A 22,361-nucleotide genomic window follows, 5' to 3' on the forward strand; every position below is an offset into this window, starting at 1 on the left:
GCAATATATTGCCGATAATGTAAATATTCTGCTTTAATATCCTTTCAAAACACATAGCCGGCAATATGTTGCCGTTTCTTTAAAGAAAGTAATTGCTTTTCCCAAATTTTAAATTTGTTCACATATTTTATTTGTTCACGTTACGTGAACATTGTATGTTTGTGAACAAATGGAAAATGAAATAATAAATATCGCTTTAAATAATGTACATCAAAATGTCCCAATCCAATTAAAATACAAAAAAACGGGACAATATGGAGGATTTTTAACGGCTACAAAAGGGAAAGAGGAGCTTTGGTTTTATGTAATGCAAAAAGGCGAAGTTCGGAAATATGTGGTTGAAGAGCTAGAGGATATCAAACAACCACCTGTGGGTGTGATGCTAATTGCTGAAAGAATTCCAGCTAATATAAAAGCAGCTCTTAGAAAACGAAAAACTGCATACATAGAAGGAAACGGTAATATTTATATCGAAAATGAAAATATGTTTGTTTTCGTAGATAGCAATAAGACATTGAAGCTTAATAAAGAAAAAGGCAATAGAGCATTTACCAAAACAGGATTAAAAGTACTCCTACATTTTTTAATTAAGCCGGAGTTAGTCAATCAAACCCAAAGAGAAATTGCAGAATATACTGGGGTAGGCTTGGGGAATATTCCACAGGTTATTGAAGGATTAAAAGAGACAGGTTATTTACTGCGATTGAATAAAAAAGAGTATGCTTGGGAAAATAGAAAAGATTTATTCTTTCGATGGATAGAGGGTTATCAGACTATCCTTAAGCCAACACTCAAGAAAAGAAGATTTCAAATGCGCAAGAAATGGCAAGAGATAGCACTTAATGATGGGATAGCTGCATGGGGTGGTGAATCTGCAGCAGATTTGCTTACTAATTACCTGAGACCTGAAAAATTCATTCTTTATACTAATGAAGACCAAGCAAACTTGATTAGGAACTATAATTTTCAACCAAAGAAAGATGGCGATTTGGAAGTGATAGAAATGTTTTGGAATAAAGATCTGAATCAAAGAACTGCCCCACCCATTATAGTCTATGCAGACTTAATGATGGAGGGAGGTAAAAGAAATCAAGAAACAGCCGAAATGATTTATAATGAGCAAATCCAACCAAACCTATAAAGAGTTAGCCGTACCTCATTTTACAGAAGTGTTTGACATCATTGACGGAGTGATGAGGGAATTCAGTGTTCCTTATTACATGATTGGAGCAAGTGCCATCGCGCTAGAATTATTGAAAGATGGTATTAAACCAAGCAGAGGTACAAAAGATATCGACTTTGCAATGATGCTTTCCTCAATGAAAGAATTTGAAGAGATAAGTAAAGCATTGGAACAGCGTGGATTTAGAAAAGCCAAAGCGCCATGGACATATCTATACGAAAAGGATGATGTTGTAATTGATTTGTTGCCTTTTGGCGAAATTCAAGAAAATGACACTGAAGATTTTAATAAAAGGAACTCAGATTTGCATATAATAGGTTTTCAAGAGGTTTTAGAAAACCCCTCCAGAATACCAATAGAAGAGAAATGGGTGAATATACCTCCTTTGCCAGGAATGATCCTACTTAAGCTAATTGCTTGGAGTGATAGGCCAGAAGCACGAGAGAATGATCTAGCAGATATTCTGAGGATCATCGAGCATTACTATGATATTGAATTCGATAAGATTGTAGCAGAGCATTATGATACGCTGGATACGGATGATTTAGATGAAAGAACTGTCGCATCAGAAGTTTTGGGAAGAGAAGCCAGAGTTTACCTAAATAAATCAGATCGTTTGAAGGAAACAATTTATACTATTCTTAAAGATAATTTAACGGAGGTGAAACTTTCTTCTTTGGTGAAACATTGGGCGAGGCAATCTGGCGAAGAGGTAGAATACACATTCGGTTTGTTGAAAGCTTTTCAAAGAGGCCTACTTAAAAATGAGGAAAATTCAGAATAATTAGTTTATGATGTTTTACAAGGGATTTTCTCTTTATTCATATAAATTGAATCTGAATTGAGAAAAATAAAATTTATTTTTTCAAGGGGGACGGAGGTTCAAATCCCAAAGGGATCACCTAAAGTGTTTCACCTATTAAATATAAATATACTTAATATACTGATAAACAGTGCGTTAAGTGTATTATAGACAATCCCTCCGCTTCTGCAATTAGCTAACCCTGATAGTGAAAACTGTCAGGGTTTTTTTGTGTCTAAAAATATCAGGAATTAATGAAAGGAGGGAGTTTAATCAGTTTTGAAATTGAAGTTTACATATAAAAAAATGTAAAATTCTTTTGGACTTTAAATTTCCACTCAATAAGTTTGTAAAACTTACTTAAGTACTTTTAACATTTGTTTCAATCAAAACCCCTAGTTATTGCGCTTTTTTACAATTCTCATATTAATTCTTTCAACATTTTTTCGAGTTTACTGTAACGATGAAAATCGTTCTGTTAGGAGATTAGAGTCTATTCCTTACAAATTATCCTTTAAGAAAAGTGGGTCTGAAAATTTAATATTAATCCCCAATCGGGAAATCAGATCCGTTAGTTTCAATAGCTTTCAACAATTCCGGAGTTTTGATGATATTGAAGAATCTATAGAAGTTAATTCATTGGATGACAATATGTTTATTGATGATTTGTCTTTTAATGAGTCAATGAATGTTGATTCTGTTCAGTATCATATAGAGCAAGCACATAAATTAGCTAAAGAAGTTGAGCAAGAAGGAAGATTTATTGATTATCTGTCACTTGGTCAAGCCTTTCAGTTGCCAGTTGGGGTAAGAAAAACAATTTCAGAGCTAGAGTACACTGTCATATTCCATAAAGTTATTCTTGACGAAGGATCTGCATTTATTGATGCTTATTTGACTATAAAGCTACCAAGTGAAAAAATGCTAAGTTTTATGGGTAGAGGTATTGAATTTTCTAATGATGGTGGGATTACTGGTGTTGGAAGAGTAGAGCTTTTAGGGAATAATAATATCGCTTTTTCTGAAAATAGTGAAGAGCAAAAGATATTGCTAACATTAATTGGTGGTAGCCCAACTAATCCTGGAAATACTTATGCTGAATTTGATTGTTATGGTTTCCGTGACCTTTCCCTAGATGCAAGAATCACATTTTCAAAAGATTTTTTACTCAAGGAGAATGAAGATGGTTCCATTTCCAATGACAGGCTTACCTCCAGATTTGCAACTAAAGTAACAGATTGGAATAATTTAATAGCAGACATTACATTACCCAAGTTTCAGGTAAATGGTTTGAAAGACTGGTCTTTTCGAGTTACTAATGCTGTAATAGATTTTTCAGATACCCAAAATGCAGGTAATGTAATCTTTCCTACTGATTATGAATCTCCTTATTTTCAGGAAGGAAATCGAACCTTATGGAGAGGCTTTTATTTAAGGGAAATTGAAGTCACATTACCTGAAGAATTTAATAAGAAGAATCAATCGGCTAGAACTTCTTTTTTTGCTGGAAATTTAATAATTGATGAAACTGGTATGACAGGCACAGTTGGAGTCAGGAAATTAATTGATTTGAATGAGGGAGATGCTGATTCCTGGAAATTATCAGTCGAAAGCTTATCAGGTTCTTTTATACAAAATAAATTTGTAGGAGGTGATATAGCTGGGCAAATAGAAGTTCCCTCTTTAGAAACAGAGGAGCCTCTTTTATATGCAGGTTCTTTTTCGAGCAATGGTGATTATAGTTTAATAGCAGAACTTCAAAGTACGGCAAAATTCAATGTATTCAAGGCTGATTTAAATCTTGAACCTAATTCACTGATAGAACTGAAAGTACTTAACGGAAAATTTAAGCCTAGAGCTGTTTTGCATGGTAATATGGATGTAAAACCAACAACGAGTTCGGGTAAAAAAGGTGCAGAGGTTAATGGTTTGATATTCCAATCTTTAGTATTACAAACTGAAGCTCCATATTTTGATGCGGAATATTTTGGATTTAAGCCTGAACTAGATGGAAATAAAGCAGGAGGTTTTCCAATTGGAATTGAAGAAATAGCTTTAAGGATAGAAGGTGAAAGAGTGGGGATTTATGCTGGTATCATTGTTAATTTAGTACGTGCCAATGATAGTGGTTTTGGTGCTGGCGCAGGGGTAACTGTTTGGGCAAAGCAGATTAGGACTAATAATAGAGTTCGGTATGAATATGACAAATTGGATTTATCTAAAATATCTGTGGATGTCAGTCGTAGTGGGTTTTCTTTTTATGGCGAACTCATATTTTATGAAGGTGATAACACCTATGGTAATGGATTTAAGGGATATTTGAATGCAACCTTCGCAGATATTGGAGTTGAAGCTACTGGATTGTTCGGAAATGTAGATGGTTACAGATATTGGTATGTGGATGCAATGATGACTTTACCAAAAGGCATTCCTGTAATAGCTCCTTTTGCTGTAAATGGAATTGGAGGAGGAGCTTTCTACCAAATGAGACAGCAAGGTCTCAATGAAAATATAGGATCTGAAATAGGAAGATCAGCCTCAGGGATTGTATATATACCTGATGACACCTATCATTTAGGAATAAAGGCTTCTGTACAATATAGTTTAATGGAAGCAGAAACAGCTGCCAATGGTGAAGCAGAATTTTCTATAGCCTTTAATTCAAATGGTGGAGTCAATCAAGTAGCATTTAATGGTAGCCTTAATATGATGACCGCAAGCTTTTCAACAGATATCGGTCAGATCTCTGAATTAGCTTCAAAAGTTTCAAATCAGGAAGCAATTTTGTCTGTACCCGGTTCTTCATTACGTGGAAATGTAAATATACTTTTTGATAGTAAGAATAAGACTTTCCATGGAGTGGTGGATGTCTTTGTGAATACGCCTGGCGGAATTGTAAAAGGTATAAATGCAGGCGGATTAGCAGGTAGAGCTACTCTACATTTCGAGCCAAATTATTGGTATATACATATTGGTAAACCTGACCATCCTATTGGCTTGGAATTTTTGAATTTGGCTCAAACGGAGAGTTATTTTATGATTGGTCATGATATTCCTGGAATCCCTTCTCCACCTCAACTAGTCTTGGATATTCTTACTGCGGAACAGCGTGCAGATAACGAGAGAATTAGGAGCAATAGTAGAGGGTTGTCTCAATTTAGTTCTGGAAAAGGATTTGCATTTGGATCTAGTTTTACCATTGAAACTGGGGATAGAAATTTCTTGATGTTTTATGGCAGATTTGCAGCAACGGCTGGCTTTGATATTAATATGCAAAGATTAAATGCTTCTTGTTATGGTAGGTCAGGGTTAGTGGGTATCAATGGATGGTATGCTGAAGGACAAGCTTATTTTGGTATGTTAGCCACAATCGGAATGAAAGTAAACCTTAGGTTTATAAAGAAAAATGTGGAGATTTTCCATGGTGAACTTGCAGCTTTAATGCAGGTAAAAGGGCCTAATCCTTTCTGGATGCAAGGTGATGCAGCGGGAAGATTTAGTGTATTAAATGGATTAGTGGAAGGGAACTTTGATTTTACGGTAACCATTGGTGAAGAGTGCGAACTGGAGCAATTAGATGGCGGGAATCCGCTGCAAGATGTAAGTGTTATTGCTCAGCTAACCCCGGATTCTGGATCGTCTGAGGTCGATGTTTTTACATCTCCTCAAGCGGTATTCAATATTCCGGTTGAGAAGGAATTCACTTTAACGGATCAGAATGAAAATATTTTAAAGTATATAGTCGAGTTAGAATATTTTGAATTAAAACAAGGTGGTAAAGAATTAGATTCTGAATTGGAGTTTAATGCTGATCATGATGTTTTGGTTTTGAGACCTATCGATATTTTACCTGATGAGAAAGATCTTAAATTGAATATTAAAATAAGATTTAAGGAATATAAAGATGGTGAATGGAAATATGTAGAGGAAAATGGCTCAGCAATGACTGAACAACTTTCAATTTCCTTTAAATCAGGACAGCAGCCTGATTATATCCCTGAACATATGGTTGAGTATACTTATCCGATAAAAGGAATGGTGAACTTTTATCAAAACGAAACTAATACTGGATATATTAAATTAAATCAAGGTGGATTAACACGCCCTTTTGAAACTGAAGGGAAATGGAATTTGAAAGTTAGTTTCACTGATAATGGTGGAAAAACACATCGAAATAGCTTTTCTTATAATTCTAGTTCAAAGCAGGTGGTTTTCGATATGCCAACTGTTCCAAACAATGAGATCCTTAACTTTCAATTATTAAGAGTTCCTAAAACTGAAAATGCATCAATTGATTCAAATGTAAAAAGTAATAAGACAAGTGTAGATCAAGCTAACACTGGAAAAGGTATAAATTTTGAAGTAGAGACACAGTCAGCTGAGGGTACAATTGAAGCTCTTTCCGAAGAAGAAATCTATGGTTTTTTTATTCGATCTAGTGAGTTTAATACGCTAGAGGAGAAATTTAATTCACCTGATTATTATGTATATCCTCGAAGTGGGGTATCAAAATTTGTAAGACCATATGTGTATTATCTCTATTTTGATTTTGTAAATGGAAAGGAAATGTTCCAAGATGAAGAAATTTATGGACAAGATTCTTATATAGAATTTAATTTTGTTCCAGAAGGAAATGTATGGTTTGAACAGGATGTTGAACCATTATTTTATGATCACACGAATCAATTCCAACCAATAACAGATGCATTTTTTTATAATCATTATACTCATTCCAACTCCATTTCTCAAACATCAGAATTCAGTCAAAATGTATTTTCAGAATACAGTGATTTTGGAATCAGGTTTAATATTCCTGATGTGATGGAAAGTGATTATAGATATTTTAAGAGTTTAGTAGCAGATAACTACACCAATAGCAGTCGACCTCAGTGGGTTAAGGATGTCTTGAATTCACACTTTCCTGTAATTAGAACAGGAAATCATAAAACAAAAGTAAAATACAGATTACCAAATGGGCAATATGGGAAAAGTCAGTTTGTATTTCAATTCCTCAGAAAATGATAAATAAATGAAGGAAGTGATAAAGAAAATAGTAGTTGTGTTCTTAATATCTATTGGAATTAATATGAGTGCATTTGCTCAGGATAATCCTAAAGTTGAGCTTATCGCGAACTATGATTCCTTAGAAAATTCAATATTGCTAAGGTGGGCACCCAATACGTCTAATTTATGGATGTTGGCTATGGAAAAGGGTTATACACTTGAGAAATTTGTGTATCAAAAAGACGGTAAACTATTAAGCCCTCCTTTACAAAAGATTATTCTTTCCGACAAAATAACTCCTCAACCTCTTAATGAATGGGAGCAGTTAGCCTTGAAAAATGATTATGCTGCTATTGCCGCACAAAGTATATATGGAGAGTACCTTGAATTTGATGAAGTGGATAATGATATTTTTAGTATTGTCAACAAATCAAAAGAGCAGGATGCTAGATTTTCCATGACCTTGTTTTCAGCAGATCAATCTACTGCAGTAGCAGATAAAGCAGGTTTGTTTTTCAGAGATCAAAATGTACAAAAAGATGAAAGATATCTTTACAGGATTTATGCTAATGTTCAAGATTCAATTATAAAAGCAGATACAGGTCTTATTTATTATGGTCCAAAAGATTTTACCCCATTACCCCAACCAATTATTAGGAGCTCAACCCAAGAGGACGGAATGATTCAACTATATTGGCTAAAAGCGCCTTATCATAATGTTTTCACCAATTACATAGTCCAAAGAACTCAGGACCTTAATTCTGGTTTTAAAGCAGTGAACAAATTACCTGTACTCAATACATCTTCAGGGCCTAAAAAGAGGAATAATTATGGGGTATTTGTTGATACTACTCAGCTTTCAGGAACAGTTTATTATAGAATAATTGGAGAGGATGCTTTTGGGATTAAAAGTGAGCCTTCGGATACTCTTGAAGTTAAAATCATGCCTGATTTCGAAATGCCGATGCCTCAAATAGATACAATTTATAATGACAAAGAAGGAAAAGTTTTTGTCAATTATAGTTTAAAAAATGATACTCAATACATTGATAAAATATTTTTTGAACGCTCTGATAAAGCAGATGGTAAATACAAATTAATAGAAAGTGACTCGATCTTAAATCATAGAAATTTCATAGATAAGCAACCATTAAGAAATAACTATTACAGAATAGGTGTAGCGGCTTTTGATAAAATGCAATATAGTATGCCTTCACTTTTTAACTTAATGGATAGCATTCCACCTAGCACGCCTAGCTTTAAAAGCTATTCATTGAAGGATAGTACCTTGACTTTAAAATGGAATGCTAATTCAGAAAAAGATTTAGCAGGATACCGGATTTACAAAAGTCATTATAAAAATCAAGAGCCTAGCCTAGTAGCAGAAGTTGAAAATTTAGATACACAGATTCAATTTGTTGAAAAACAGGATTTTATTAATACTGGGCGTTTCTATTATTTAGTAGCTGTAGATAAAGTAGGAAATAGTTCAAAATTAAGTAAAGCTTTTAAAATAACATTAGCTGATAAAATACCGCCTTCTCCACCAGTTATTAGAGATGTCAATCAACATAAAAATCGAATTGAATTGTCATGGATACTTAGTTCTAGCACAGACGTTAAGAATTATTTAATTTATAGAAAGCAATCAAATTATAATAATTATGAATTGGTCGGCATGACTGATCACACTCACCACTCATTTATTGATGAAGTTTCCTTCAAAAAGAATCAAAATTTATTTTATCGATTAGTCGTAATAGACTCTTCCGGTAATGAAAATTACACTAAGGCTTATAGTTTTAATTATGTAAAGCCTAAAAATATTACTCCAGATTATTTTATTGATGTAACCGAAGACATTGTCAGAATAGACTGGGATTTTCAGTCTTCTGAGAATAGTGAATTTTCGAAAGTGAAGATTTATATAAAGAGTGAAGAAGGGTATAGACTCTATAGAGAAAAGAATATAGAGCTAGAGAATTTTTCATTTGAAATGAAAAAGATCAAAAAGGAGGACATTAAAGTAATTTTTATTTAGATGAGAATTAAAGCATATTATTTCTTTTTCTGTTTGTTTTTTGTTTCAATAATCTCTTTTGAAACATTAGGAGCAGATTTTTTGACTGGAAACTCTTCTGTATGTACCGAAGGCACTAAGACTGAGACTTATTCTGTTTCGATTATAGACTTGCCAACTCATACAGGTAATTGTGAATATTATTATACTTGGAGAGTAGATGGTGGTACTATACTAAATGGTTCAACAAATGCCACTGCTAATGGGTATCAGTTCAGATCAATTAAAGTAGATTGGGATGAAAATCAAACGGAATATAAGGTAGCTGTAACTGTATCTAATGAGAATGGTAAAGGAACTTGTATAACTGGTAATTTATCTGCAAGTGATCTTTTATTAATTTCAGAGAATAATGACAGTTGTGGTGGCGGAAGTAGTGGTGGTGACAATGGTGATGATGACAGTGGTGATGATGACAGCGGTGGGGATGAGGATGATGAAGTGAGTCCTTTTATTTCTGAAATTTTTTTTCAAAAATTAGATGAAAGCGCAGAGCCGTTTAGTTCGGGTTCTTTTTGTTCTGATCCACACAAACTATATTTTAAAGCTCAGAATATTACATTGGATGGTGATTATGATAAATCAATAAGTATTAGAATTGGTAGTGAAATAAAATCTACTCCTTTAACTCCTTTAGAAGAAGGGAGTTTATATGATTTTGTTGTGGATTTAGATACACTTGGATTACTTGAGCCAACACAGGTAGCTTTTCGGTGTAGAATGTCAGGGGGTGATTTAAAAAGGGCAATTTCAAAAACTTTTACTTTTACTATTCTTCCGAATTTAAATGTAGAATTTACTGAATTAATGCCTCCTATACATGAAGGAAGTGGCGATGCTCAGATAAAGGTGAAAAATACAAATGATAATATTGATAGTTTAAAATTAGATTTATTTACTTCTGGAGATATCGGGGTTTTATCTGATTATTTCGGTAAAACAGGTGATTTCGTAAATTTCACTGGTATTTCAATGGGTGAGTTTTCAGTACAAATTCAAGTTGGAGATCGGTCAGAATTTCCTTCAGGTATTGATCCTTCATACTGTCCAAAGGACTATGAAATAACAGTTCCTGAACCTACAACACTTAATACATTTAGCATCAGTCAGGAAAATCCTGAATGCTATGGAGATGATGCTGTTATTAAAGGTAATACAAATTATGATAGAGACTACTATTCAAATAACCCTGATATTTTTTATGAATTATATAATGATGAGGATAGATTAATTGATACTGTGACTGTTTCACCTGGTCAGGATTTTAGTTTTCAAGTATCGCCTAATCATGGAAATGATAATTATTATGTAAGAGCAACAAAGGTTGGATGTGAAAATCTTTCAGGAGAAAATTTAGAAGGATTTCAGATTATATCTGAAAATGAAGTTAATGTGAATTTTATTGAAAGAATAGAAAAAACAAATCTAATATCTAATGATGAGTCCTGTTATAATTCCGAAGACGGTAAAATTTCTTTTAAAATTTCAGGTGGTACACCTCCTTATAAAATTGAAGTTGATAATAATAGTTTAAAGGGTATTTCAATAGACGATTTTAATAATAATATTGAAAAAATTCCGTCAGGTGAAACAGTCATTATAGATGGTTTGGCTCCAGATGATGAAAATGACAAAGAAATATCATTTATAATATTTGATTCTAAACAATGTAAATCAGATAAAATTAATATTAAAAAAAGAATACATTCAGTAAAGGAAGAAATTGGTATCAGTTCAGATGAGGTCAAAAAATATCCCGAGTGCCTATTAGGAGAAGATGGGGAAGTTAAAATAGTCCCTAAGGGTGGAAATGGGGCACCTTATGAGTTGTCTGTGGTTTCAGTGACTAAATCTAACGGTTCTTCATATAATAATGAAACTATAACAGCAAACAGTGACAGTTCCGAATTATTTATAAATAATATTCCTGCCAATTGCATTATAGAGTACAAAGTTTTTGATAGTAATGGATGTGAAGGTACTAAGAACTTTACATTTGAAGTAGGAGATAACCCTGATGCACTTAATTTTAAAAATTTTGATGGAGGCACGGATCCAGACTGTTTTAATGGATTTGGCAGTGTTTACTTAGAGTTAACCAATTTTAAAGATGATTTAAATAATATCACCAAAAAACTTTATAACGCTGATGATGATAATGCAGAAATAGATTCTGTAGGGACAAATCACTCAGGCTCTACTGTAAGTTTTACTGGATTAGGTGAAGGTAATTACTATATTGAAATTAAAAATAGCAAAACTAATTGCATCATCCCAATTGCAGATTTATCATTTAGTATCGATATACCCGACCAACCCACCTTCTTACCACCTATCTCTGACGATATACCTTGCAGGTATGGTTCTATGAATGTAAAACTACCTATGAGTAGTGCTAAATTACCTTTTAAGCAATTTGATTTAACAATAGAAAGAAAACCATCTGGAGAGGACCATTTTACCGAAGCGGATTTGGATACAGTTCAAATATATCCGAATTCAGCTAATGAACTCGTTATAAGAAATTTATTCGAAGGCGATTATAAAATATCAGGTACTGATGGAAAGGGGTGTGCTTTTAAAGATTTTAAATTCACACTTAATCAACCCGATGAACTCTTAGAATTAACTACTTCACCTCATATTAAATTTAGTACCGATGGTACTGATTATCACATAAGTGAATATGGTGTTGCAGATGGTGAAATTAATTTTGAAGCCGAAGGAGGAGAATTTAATTATATATTTTATCTGTATAAAAATAATAGTCAAATAGAATCAAAAACAACCAATAATGAAGGTTCATTCGATGGTTTAAAAGCACTAGATGATAATGGTGATCTAAATGAATTTTATATCGGGGTAAGTGACTCAAGAAATTGTTTTAAAAGGTCTAAAACCTTCACTCTAACCCAACCCGATTCTTTAATTTTTGAATACGAATTAATCAATTACATCTCTAGTGAGAATGATACATTTAATATAGAATGCAATGGCGGAGCTGACACTGTAAGAGTGGAAACAGAAGGTGGTGTTTACCCACATTTGGTAGAGTTATTAAAAGGGGATAATACTGAAAAATCTGATACTTTATATTCTCAAAATGAGGGCTCAGTTTTTCGAGATATTTCTTATGGCAGGTATAAAATAAAAGTTACAGATAAATTTGACACTAATATCTCAAGTGGTTATAGGAAAATAATTGATATAGACTCTATTGATTTAGTAGAACCTGACTCACTTAGTGTTGACACAGTAATGACCCAACCCATTTGCTATGGGGATAGCACGGGTTCCATTATAATTACTCCTTCAGGGGGAGTTCCTTTTGCAAATGGAGAGTACGATATTCATTTATTTGATCAAGATGGTGGTTCGATCCTAAATGAAACCACAAATGAATTATCAATTGTGGCTGATGCGGGTATCTATTATTATACCATTTTTGATGCTTTTAATTGTGAGTATGTTTCTGAGGATGAATACTTTGCTGGTCTCGGTAATAAAATTACAGTAACCGAATTAAGTCCTAGACTAAGCGTAGTTGAAGATACCATTACTTATCCTCCCTGTGCTGGTGATGAAACCGCTACGCTTTCAGTAAATGCCAGTGGTGGACGTTCTGAGGATGGAAATTATATTTTAGAACTCTATGACAATAATAATCCACCTTTGTACGGACCTAACCCGCTAATTGATAGTGTTTCAACTATAGAATCTGGTTATTATACTTTTCAAAATTTATTTGCTGGTGAATATAATGTTATCGTTTACGATGATTCTTTATGTTCCGAAATGATTCCAATCACAATCGAAGAAAGAGATTATCCTTTAGAATTTAAAATAGTTGATTCTGTACTTGCTAGATGCCCAAATTCTTCTGATGCAAAATTAAAAATCATTTCAACAGGTGGAGATAGTCCTCATATTTTCTCACTCAATAATATTGATTTCTCACCTTCTGATAGTATAACTTATAGCGATGATAGTACAGAAACATATTATCATAAGACCTTCACAGGTTTAATAGGCGATAGCACCTACAATATTTATTTGAAAGATGATAATTATTACGATGGCTCCTTTAATAATGTATGCTTAATAGATACAAGTCAGACTATTCCTAAAACCCCATCTTTAGCACTGGATTTTGAAAAAACAGATATAAAATGTTTTGGAGAAGAAAATGGAGATTTTACTCTTAGCCCATCATATGGGGATATGGACAATATTAATGACTTTATTATAGTAATTGATGGACCAAATAGTGTAGTAAGTCATGACCAAGGTTATGTAAATAATCTTTCAGCAGGCAGATATAAAATAAAAATTACTTTAGCTGATACTACCGCATGTAAAACGCCATTGGATGAGGAAATTTATATCGATCAACCAGAACCTTTAGTTGTAGATATATTTTCTAATACAGAATATAATTGTTCATCTGATGAAGAGATTATTCTTAATGGAGAGATAAATGGAGGATTATCAACTAGCGATCAATTTTTATATGCTATAAACAGTGACAATAGTGCTGATTTTGAATTGCTTGAAGTATCAAAGAGTGAATTTAGAATTAAGGAGAAGCTTGAACCAGGCTGGAATGTCTTTTATTTAAAGTCCTCTCATAATTGTATGGTTTCCGATTCCTTTTTTGTGGAATCAGAGCAACCAAATCTTCAAATTATAGCAAATCAAGCTGTGAGCTGTTTTGGCAAATCAGATGGGGAAATTAGAGTGACTTCAAATTTTGAGAAGCTTAATTATAAGCTGATGAATTATGAAGATACATTTTCAATTGATGATTCAGAAGCAGAAAATGTAGTATTTGAGGGTCTTAAATCAGGAAACTATCAACTCACTGGGAGTTCTTCCAGCTGTTTGGCTGATACCTTAGAAATATTCGTTAATCAGCCAGATTCATTAATGTTTAGTCCTGAGATAATTGATCAGCCATCATGTAATCAAGCAAATGGAATAGGGAGTCTTAGTATTTCAGGAGGTACTTCACCTTATGAGATTTTCTGGCAACTGGAAAATGGGAATATTTTAGATAGCACATCTTTAAAATCAGGTTATTATGATATTATTGTTGAAGATGCCAATAATTGTTCCGCTATTCTGACTGACTTTTTTGTAGAAGAGTCTAATGATTTTATGGTTTCTGTTGATACTTTATCAAATCCTACTTGCGGAAAGAATAATGGTTCAATTTCTATACAAACTATCGGAGGAGTTCCTCCCTTTGACATTATTTGGTTTAAAAATGGGGACTTATTTACCGATGGAACCGACTCATTAACATCATTATCAGCGGGTACTTATATTTATAGTGTAGAAGATGCCATGGGTTGTGTTTTTGAGGATAGTGTGAAGTTAAACGGTAGTGAACCTATCAGCATAGATATTTTAGATCAAATGCTAGCGGACTGTGACACTCAAAATGGATCCATAACCTTGTCAGTTACAGGAGGAACTCCTCCATATACCTATTCATGGCCAGATTCAATTCCTTATGCAGAAGGAAATTATGCGGAAGGTTTATGGGGAGCTAAGATATATACAGTAAGCGTAACAGATGCTAATTTATGTTCAAAGGAATATGAATTTGCAATCGGAAATAAGGGTGCACCGGAAATAGCCGTACATGCCACAAATCCAAAATGTGACTTTGCAAATGGAAAAATAGAAATTGAATTGCTTTCTGAAGATCATGTTAGCTACGAATGGAGGGGATTTGAAAATGCGAGTTCAACTTTAGAAAATGTTCCTTCAGGCATTTATTTTGTAACCTTAACAGCCAATAATTGTCCGATAACTAAAAGGATTGAACTCACGGAGAATACCACTAATCTTTTAGAGGTAAATCCAATTTTGACGAAAGCAGGATGTAATGATATGGGTGGAGAGATTGATCTCAATATTTCTGGAGGAACTCAACCATACACTATTACTTGGGATGACACGCTACTAAAAAATGATGTAAGATCAGGTTTATCTTCGGGGAATTACAGTTTTAAAGTGACGGATAGTGTTGGATGCATTGTATCTAAAGATATTTATTTAGATAAAGAGGAATTGCCTCAGCTTTCATTAAATTCTTTAGGTAATGCAGCTTGCGGAGCAACAGATGGTTATATCCAATTAGATAGCCTTTCAAGTGAGTTTACTTTCAAATGGTCCCATAATAACTTGCTTAATGATGATTTAGCTGAAAATCTTTCCTCAGGATTATATTCAGTATATGCTGTGAATCAAAAAGGATGTACTACAGATACTGTTTCCTATTACATCAGCAGTAGTAATACAGATCTTAGAATTCAGGAAATTGACGTTATTTCTGCTTCCTGTAATGAAAGCGCGGATGGTTCCATAGAAGTGAATGCCGTAAACGGTGTTCCACCTTATCAATATGAATGGAATGATGATGATCAGCAAACTGGCAAAATAGCTAAGGATTTACGCCCAGGAACTTATACGGTCCGTGTAACAGATGCCACAAATTGTAGTAGAGTAAAATCTATTACCTTGGGTCAAGTTAATCCAGTTCACATTTTAAGTGTATCAAAAAATGCCCCTTCATGTACAGATGCCGCTGATGGAAGTATTTCAATCACCGCAGCAGGCGGTAAGGGTAATTATTCTTATGAATGGTCAACTGGTGCTACTACCCCATCAATTACAGGTCTGGAAAGTGGTGAATATTCGGTGACAGTTTATGATAATAATGTTTGTTCAGATCAAATTGATGTCAGCATCACTGCGCCTGATATGTTATCAGTAGAGTATTCTACTGAAAAACCTAAGTGTTATTCTACTGCAGACGGACAAGTTGAGCTTTCAGTATTGGGTGGAATACCTCCTTATAAAGTGGAATGGCATGATGGTGCAACATTAAATAGACGATTTGATTTGGCAGCAGGCAGCTATAATGTATTTATTTCAGATAATAATAATTGCAGCATTAACAAAAACATCATAGTTCCAGCTAAAGATTCAGTCACGATTGATTATGAGATTACTTCAGTTTCCTGCAATGGAGGAAATGATGGTAATGTTAGAATCCAAAGCATTTCCAATGCAAATAACCCAAAAGTTGTTTGGTCCAATGGCCAAATTGGAAATACATTAAGAAATGTATCCTCGGGTTTTTATGCAGCAGATATCACAGATTCTTATGGCTGCACTACGGCTTTTGAATTTGGGGTAGACTCACCGGATCCTTTACAAATTGTGAACGACTCTGTAACGAATGTACTGTGTAAAAATGGTTTCAATGGTTCCATTATTTTTGATGTAAAAGGTGGTAATGGAAATTATAGCTTTAATTGGGATGATGGACCAAGAAATAAGAATAGATATAATCTAACTGCAGGTAATTATAAAGTTACCGTATTGGATGATCTTAACTGTAGAATTGAAAAACAATTCACAATAGATGAGCCAAATTTATTAGTACTTGATTATACCGCAGCTTCAGTTAGTTGTTTCGGAAATGCAGATGGCTATGTTTCTCTTGAAATAAATGGCGGAATAGAGCCATACCAAATTAGTTGGGATGATGGTGTTATGGATAGTGTCAGGAATGACCTTACTGCCGGAACACATGATGTTTTGGTAAAGGATGCCAATAATTGTTCAAAAAGCATAGAGGTGAGCATTCCAAATATTAATCCTATTAGAATTGATGAGGTCATTCAAACTATCCCATCTTGCTATCAAGGCTCAGATGGTGGACTTGAATTAGAAATTAGTGGAGGTAATGCACCATATACAGTGAGTTGGGATAATGGAAAATCTGGAGCTTCCATAGATAGTATTTCTGCAGGAAATTATCGGGTTACTATTAAGGATAATAAAAATTGTCAGTTAACAGAATTGATTGCTCTAGAAGATGCATCTCCAATATATCTGACTAGTTTAACTATGGCTAATCCGATTTGCTATGGAGAACCTTCTGGTGTCGTGGAGGTTGTTCCTGACGGAGGGAATCCGCCTTTTGAGGTGATATGGGAGGATGGAACTAGCGCTTTTAATAGAGGTGATTTATTGGCAGGATCACATACTTTTGAGGTGGTGGATTCTACGGGATGTTCTGTTAGCTATAAGATTTCCCTTCAAGATCCCCCATTGGAAGTAATAGAAGGTTTGCCATCTGAAATTGTTCTATGTACTGGAGGAGTTGCTAATCTTGATGCCGGAGAATGGAACAGCTATAATTGGACTGCAGATAATGGATTTTCTAGAAGTGAAAGAGAGGTTACAATTGATGCTGTAGGGAATTATAATCTGGCTGTCACCAATGAGGCAGGTTGTATAGATAATCATCCTTTTACGGTAACTAAGGATGATGATTTATTAACAGCAGACTTTTTATTAACCACTGAGGCAGTAGTTCAGGATACCGTTGTAATTGTTGATGTTAGTTGGAAGGTACCCGATTCAGTACGCTGGATTAATCCTGATGATCCTGATTTTTACTTAGTATCTCAAACAGAAGAATATCAAGAGGTTATTTTTACTCGAACTGGTGATTTTGAGCTTAAAATGAAAGCAAAACTAGACTATTGCGAGTCTGATGTTATTAAAACCATTACAGTGCTTTCTAAAGAAGAAGCCGCACGTATTTCTGATGAGGAAAAAAATATTATTTCTAAAGACCTCCATATTTCTACTTCCATTTACCCTAATCCTAATTTCGGAGATTTTAGAATTGAAATGAAAGGGAATAAGCAATATGATCATCATTCAAAAATAATTGATGTGAATTCAGGAATCGAGTATTATCGATTTGAAGGCAAAAAACAAAAGAATTATGTTTTCAATATAGAAGATAATCGACTTCCTGATGGAGTTTATCTACTAATGATGGAAACTGAAGGAGAAACAATTACAAAAAGATTTATAGTTAAGTAATGAGAAAAAGCTTTATTTTTTTTCTAGTACTATCATTGTTCTCAGGTTTAGTAAATGGCCAGAACTTTAGTGAGGTTGGTTCTACAGGGCTTCCAGCGATTGGAAATAGTCAGATAGAGTGGGCTGATTTTAATAATGATGGATTTAAAGATGTTCTAATACTCGGCACTGATAATTCTGGTGATATAGTATTTGAATTGTATTCCAATAATGGAGACGATACTTTTTCAGCTTCAGGTTTGCCAATTGGTGCTTTAAAAAATTCAAGTTTCATCATTGATGACTTTAATGATGATAATCAGCTTGATATTTTTTATACAGGGAAAGATGATTCAGAAAACATTAAAAATTATCTACTGATCAATGATGGCAGCGGATTTACTGTTTTAAATGATGTCATTGGTCAGTATTATAGAGCTAGAATTTTGGCGCTAGATGTAAATTTAGATGGCCAAGTAGATTTGGTCATCAATGGTTACAATGAAAGTAATTCAATTAAACAATCTGTATGGATTCAAGATGATTTAACTTTTACAAAAAGTGCTGATTATTCACTTCCAGATATAGCCTTAGGTAGTTTAGTGGCAGCCGATTTTAATAATGATGGTATTATTGATTTTTTAACCTCAGGTGAAAATTCTAATGCGCAGTTCGAAACTCATATCTACTTAATCAATACAAATGGTAGCCTAACAGAAAAGATTTTTTCACCTATTTCTGATTTATTAATTAATGAGATTAAAGCACTGGATTTTACGGGTGATGGATTGACGGATCTTATGTTTTATGGATTAGATGGCGCTTTCAATTCAATCCAAAAATGGTATCAACAGAATGGTTCATCATATAATGAGATTAATAATGTTATTGATGTGGAATCGAGTGCATCTATCGATATGCTTGATATTGATAATGATGGGGATCAGGATTTTGCAGTAAGCGGTTTGAACAGCTCAGGAAATTATACTACTCAAATCTATGGTAATGATGGAGCAGGGAATTTCACTTTAAATGCTGAAACATTAACAGGAGTTGCCAATGGCAGTATCCATATAGTTGATTTTAATAATGATAGTAAAAATGATTTATATGTAAGCGGATATTCTGATGTAGATCCTGATAATGCCATTATAAATTATTTATCAGAAAATTCAGTTGCTTCCACAAATTCAAGTCCGTCCATTCCAATTAATCCGACAAGCCTTATAAGTGGTAAAGAGGTGGAATTTTCATGGGATCCGTCAACTGATGATTTGAGTGCTTCTGCTGAAATTAAATATGCTATTACTTTAGGTAGTTCCACTGGTAATTATGATCTAATGAGTCCACTCAGTCTTAATAATGGAGTAAATCCCTTAATGACTGAAGTATTCTTATCAACTCAAAATCAATTTTACCTCCAAAATTTAGATGAGGGGGAATACTTTTGGAAAGTAAGGGCTATTGATGCAGGAAGTAAGAGTTCCGCATTTTCTTCTGAAGAAAGTTTTATTATCTGCGATTCTCCCGATTTAGGTGTAGATCAACAAATTTGCTATGATGATGTAATTAATTTATCCGCAGGAACACCTTCAGATATTATAAAATGGTATTCCAAGAATGATGGATTGCTTCAAAATGGAGGAAATGATTTTTCAATAAGCCTTCAAACTAATGATACTATCATAGTAAAAGTAGAAAAAAAACCATTGGGTTGTATAGTTTATGATACAGTAAATGTAGAAGTTATCCCACTTCCTGTAAGTAGCCTTCCAGCTGATACTTCAGCTTGCTATGGGTCAAATATTTTGCTGGAAGTATCTATAGATTTTGATGAAGTCAATTGGTATAGAAAAGATGAGGGATTGATTGAATCAAATAGCAAGTTTATTGAAATCGAATTGTTTGATAATGATACGATTATTGCAGAGCTCATCAATGATGAAGGCTGTATCGGAAAGGATACCGTATTGCTTTTTACTGATGATCTTCCTAATAAAATAGCCACTCGAAACTTTTCTTTGTGCTTTGGTGATACCTTAAGCTATACTTTACCCAATAATTACGATTCAATCCGATGGGAATCCGATCAATTGGGCTTGATTACCTCAAATACTAATGAGATAAATTATCTTTTTAATGAGAATGATACTTTATTAATCACCAAAGTAAATGATAAAGGATGTTCTGTTACGGATACAGTAGCAGTAACTATAAATCCTTTGCCAACTATTGGGTTACTATCAGAAAAGAGAGTCTGTGAAGGTGAAATTACTGAAATTTCTATTGATGGAACCTGGGATAGTATAGAATGGAGAAGCGCAAATAATGGATTGATTGATGTAAATGTTAATAGCATTGAATTTCTCGTAACAGCAGATGACTCCATTTTTGTATCAGTTGAAGATTCATTTGGCTGTGTTAATTCAGATACTCTACTTCTAATTAAAAAAGACCTTCCATTATTTGATTTAGGTAACGATACTACACTCTGCACTTTTGAAAGCATCTTATTAGAAACATCCTCAGGTTTTTCCAAGGTAGAATGGGAATCCGTAAAGTTGGGCATTATAGAAGAAGAGGATTGGTTTCTGAATTATGAAGTTTTGCAAACGGATACGCTGATCGCTACAGCTTTTGCTTTTAATGGTTGTACTTATACCGATTCTATAATAGTTAATGCTATTAATTTACCGCAATTTTCATTGGGCAATGATCAATCGATTTGTATTGGTGATTCAGTTAATATAAGCTTAGATGGAAGTCCCGATAGTGTGAATTGGTATATGGACGGTGCACTTCTGGATAAGCATAATAATACCATTCAATTATTACCGAAATCTTCCACTACCATTGTTTCTGAGTTTTTTAATAGTAATAAATGTGTAAACACAGACACTCTTTTAGTTACAATAAAAACTCTGCCTAATCTCAATCTAGCCGATACCATCAATGTATGCGAAGGAGAAATGACGACTATTTCAATTGATGAAAATTTTCAATCCATTCAATGGTATTCAGAAAATGAAGGGCTTATAGCATCCGATCAAATTGAAATTAGCATGGAAATTAAGCAGTCTGACTTGATATGGGTTGAGGTTGAAGATACTAATACTTGTTTCAATAGTGATAGCATCAGAGTAATTAAAAATGATTTACCTGAATTTTCTTTAGGTCCCGATCAACAAATTTGTGAAGGAAATATAGTTCAGTTGGAAATTGATAATCCTGCAGATTCTATCAATTGGTTTAATAATTTAGGTGAGCAGCTGTTGGATACTAGTGCTATCTTGAATTTTGAAGTCAATCAAAACCAAACTTGGTGGGCAGAACAATGGAATGCTAGTTCATGTGTCTTTAGCGATACAGTTCAGATCACTAATATCCCATTACCGGATTTTGATGCAGGCGATTCTATTTTGATCTGTGAAGAAGCAGAAGTACAATTAAATACTGAAGGAATTAACGATAACTGGACTTTTGCATGGAGCCCAGCTGCTTTTTTATCCGATGCTTCCATTGCTAATCCTATTGCAAATCCTGAAGAAGATACATGGTTTTTCCTTGAAGTGCAGAATGCAGAAGGTTGTGTGTATACGGATTCCGTTTTTGTGGGGTTGGATCAACCGCTTATTTTAGATGCAGGTGAAGATAGAACCATTTGTTTGGATGACTTTACCGAACTAGGTGGTGCTCCCACAGCAGATGGTAGTAATTTTACCTATCAATATGAATGGAGTCCGGCTGAATCCTTGGATGACCCTAATGTCGCAAATCCAATAGCCAATCCATCAGAAACTACGACTTTTCAATTAATTGCTTGGGCAGGAAATTGTAAAGCGGATACTGCTGAGGTTACAGTTAGTGTTCAATTTCCTCCTGAAATTACGCTAACGGCTGATACCACTATAGGCGCAGGAGATGCCATTCAAGTACTAGCTTCTGGAGGAAGTTTTTACCAATGGAAACCTGAAAGAGGCTTGTCGGATGCTACTATTGCCAACCCAATTGCGAGTCCTTCTCGCACCACTAGTTATACAGTGGAGGTATTGGACTCCTTAGGTTGTATTTCTGAAAAAGAGATGACCATATTCGTAGAGAATCAGCTCTTTATTCCCAATCTTTTCACGCCAAATAACGATGGTCAAAATGATTTTTTTAAAGTTTATGGTGCAGGTATAAAACAAATTGAATTCAAGGTATTCACCAGAGGAGGTAAATTATTGTACAGTACCAACTCAGTGGAGGAAGCCTATGGAGAAGGCTGGGATGGAAAATATAACGGAAATCCAGTGGAATCCGGAGTTTATGTCTGGAGCATAAAAGGTGAATATTTTGATGAGCGTCCTTTAAGCTTTAATGGGCAGCAATCAGGGGTAATTAATTTAATGAGATAG

At 34.1% G+C, this 22,361-nt stretch carries 6 protein-coding genes; all 6 read left to right on the forward strand.

Annotation, left to right across the window (positions count from 1 at the left end; translation table 11 throughout):
- The first annotated feature begins 169 nt into the window (after window positions 1–169).
- The 6 genes from QYS49_RS06555 (at window position 170) to QYS49_RS06580 (ending at window position 22,361) form a co-directional block, all read left to right on the forward strand.
- Complete coding sequence (locus tag QYS49_RS06555; RefSeq protein WP_308350918.1) at window positions 170–1,141, forward strand: type IV toxin-antitoxin system AbiEi family antitoxin; 972 nt, start codon at window positions 170–172, stop codon at window positions 1,139–1,141.
- The gene (locus QYS49_RS06560) at window positions 1,116–1,967 is read left to right on the forward strand and encodes a hypothetical protein (RefSeq protein ID WP_308350919.1); all 852 of its coding nucleotides are present in this window, start codon (window positions 1,116–1,118) and stop codon (window positions 1,965–1,967) included. Before QYS49_RS06555 ends, QYS49_RS06560 begins: the two co-directional genes overlap by 26 nt.
- A gap of 420 nt (window positions 1,968–2,387) precedes the next feature.
- On the forward strand, window positions 2,388–7,007 hold the full coding sequence (locus QYS49_RS06565; RefSeq protein WP_308350920.1) for a hypothetical protein: 4,620 nt from the start codon (window positions 2,388–2,390) through the stop codon (window positions 7,005–7,007).
- A 7-nt stretch (window positions 7,008–7,014) separates the two neighbouring features.
- Entirely contained in the window at window positions 7,015–9,030 is a 2,016-nt protein-coding gene (locus QYS49_RS06570) for a fibronectin type III domain-containing protein (RefSeq protein WP_308350921.1), read from the forward strand.
- A complete protein-coding gene (locus tag QYS49_RS06575; protein ID WP_308350922.1) occupies window positions 9,031–17,985 on the forward strand; it encodes a T9SS type A sorting domain-containing protein in 8,955 nt (2,984 codons plus the stop codon).
- Window positions 17,985–22,361: an FG-GAP-like repeat-containing protein gene (locus QYS49_RS06580; protein ID WP_308350923.1), complete on the forward strand. Its 4,377-nt coding sequence runs from the start codon at window positions 17,985–17,987 to the stop codon at window positions 22,359–22,361. Before QYS49_RS06575 ends, QYS49_RS06580 begins: the two co-directional genes overlap by 1 nt.

Origin of the sequence: Marivirga salinae, from assembly GCF_030503855.1 — a bacterium.
Lineage (GTDB): Bacteria > Bacteroidota > Bacteroidia > Cytophagales > Cyclobacteriaceae > Marivirga > Marivirga salinarum.

Coding starts and splice junctions, on each gene's coding strand:
- QYS49_RS06555 (WP_308350918.1), top strand. CDS start 170: ATGGAAAATGAAATAATAAATATCGCTTTAAATAATGTACATCAAAAT.
- QYS49_RS06560 (WP_308350919.1), top strand. CDS start 1,116: ATGAGCAAATCCAACCAAACCTATAAAGAGTTAGCCGTACCTCATTTT.
- QYS49_RS06570 (WP_308350921.1), top strand. CDS start 7,015: ATGAAGGAAGTGATAAAGAAAATAGTAGTTGTGTTCTTAATATCTATT.
- QYS49_RS06575 (WP_308350922.1), top strand. CDS start 9,031: ATGAGAATTAAAGCATATTATTTCTTTTTCTGTTTGTTTTTTGTTTCA.
- QYS49_RS06580 (WP_308350923.1), top strand. CDS start 17,985: ATGAGAAAAAGCTTTATTTTTTTTCTAGTACTATCATTGTTCTCAGGT.